The sequence below is a fragment of the Armatimonas sp. genome, assembly GCF_031410135.1.
GTDB lineage: Bacteria > Armatimonadota > Armatimonadia > Armatimonadales > Armatimonadaceae > Armatimonas.
In genome coordinates, this window is record NZ_JANNYP010000101.1 from 1 (window position 1) to 1462 (window position 1462).

Below are 1462 nucleotides of genomic sequence, written 5' to 3' on the forward strand. Positions count from 1 at the left end.
GTTTGGCGGCGATAGGCCCAAGTTTCATGATCCGAACATCCGCTGGGGTGCCGTAGCCGATGTTGAATCCGTCCGAACCTGTGGCGTTGACGATCTTGAAAAGGAGCTTGTTCGGCCCTTCGTGCAAAGTGAGTGTTACGGTGCCTCCAGCCTCAGAGACAGAGCGTTCGCCGGAAAATCCGTGTACCAGTTTTCCGTCTTGCCAAACTTTCAGACCGTCGTCACTCTGGACTCGAATGGTGAAGTCACCGGCTTTTTCCGGGGTGAAAGTTGTTCGAAGATAAACCGCCGCATTGTCTTTCTTGACAATCCCGTTGAGGGCCAATGAATTTGCAACTTTGGTCGGTTTCCAAGTCCCACTCTGTTCGGTTTCCGGAGCAAAAACTTGGTCGTATGCAGCCTTGTAGTTAGCGGCAGAATAAACGGTAGAAATTTCCCAATTTCCAACTTTGGGGAGTCGAACACCCTTCGAAGCCCAGGCCCTCGCCGTCGACAAGTCCAAGCCTTTGAAGAGGGAATCTTCGGTGTTCTTGAGCTGGAGCAGCCTCATGGACTGGAGTTTTGTCGGAACTTTCAGCACGGGCGGATGGACTTTTGAGTTTCCGTCCATCGGATCATCCGTCGTATTGTTCAAGAACGCGAACATGCTGTAGTAGTCCTTCGCGGTGAATGGGTCGTACTTGTGGTCGTGGCATCGAGCGCAAGCCATGGTGATGCCAAGATAAACGGTTGTAGTCGTGTCCACGCGATCGACCGTATTCTTGACCAAGAACTCCTCTACGATTGCTCCGCCCTCGGCGGTCGTTGGGTTCATCCGCACAAAGCCAGTAGCGAGTCTCTGCTCCTGAGTCGGATTCGGCAGAAGGTCACCTGCCAGTTGCCAGACGGTCATTTTGTCAAACGGGACATCGCGGTTGAGCGCACTCACCACCCAGTCTCGATACGGCCAGATGCCTCGTTCGTTGTCAAGGTGAAGTCCGTGAGTGTCGCCGTAGCGCACCGCATCGAGCCAGTAGCGGGCTTGGTGCTCACCGTACCCAGAGCTACTCAAGAACCGATCCACCATCTTCTCATAGGCTAGTGGGCTGGAGTCTTTTAAGAACGCTTCGACCTCCTCTGTCTTGGGCGGCAAGCCCGTAAGGGCGAGCGAAACACGGCGAATGAGCGTGGGTTTGTCGGCCTGGCCCTCTGGCTTGAAGCCGCTCGCGGCTAATTTTTCGGCAATAAAGTTGTCGATCGGATTCTTTGCCCAGGTCGGATTTTTGATCTTTGGAATCGCGGGCGGTACGGGTGGGATGAAGGCCCAGTGACCTTTGAATCCAGCACCCTCTTCGATCCACTGTTTCAGAATCGCGATTTTCTCTGGAGTAAGGGGGCGAATCGCCGGGTCTTGGGGCGGCATTCTGTCGTCGGCATCCTTCGAGGTGATGCGCTCCCACATTCGTGAATGAGCGAGAGACCC

General features: G+C 54.7%; 1 protein-coding gene. It reads right to left on the reverse strand.

What is annotated here, in order from left to right:
- Positions 1–1462: DUF1549 domain-containing protein (locus RMO15_RS03740; RefSeq protein ID WP_309707976.1), on the reverse strand; the 1462-nt coding region annotated here is incomplete at both ends.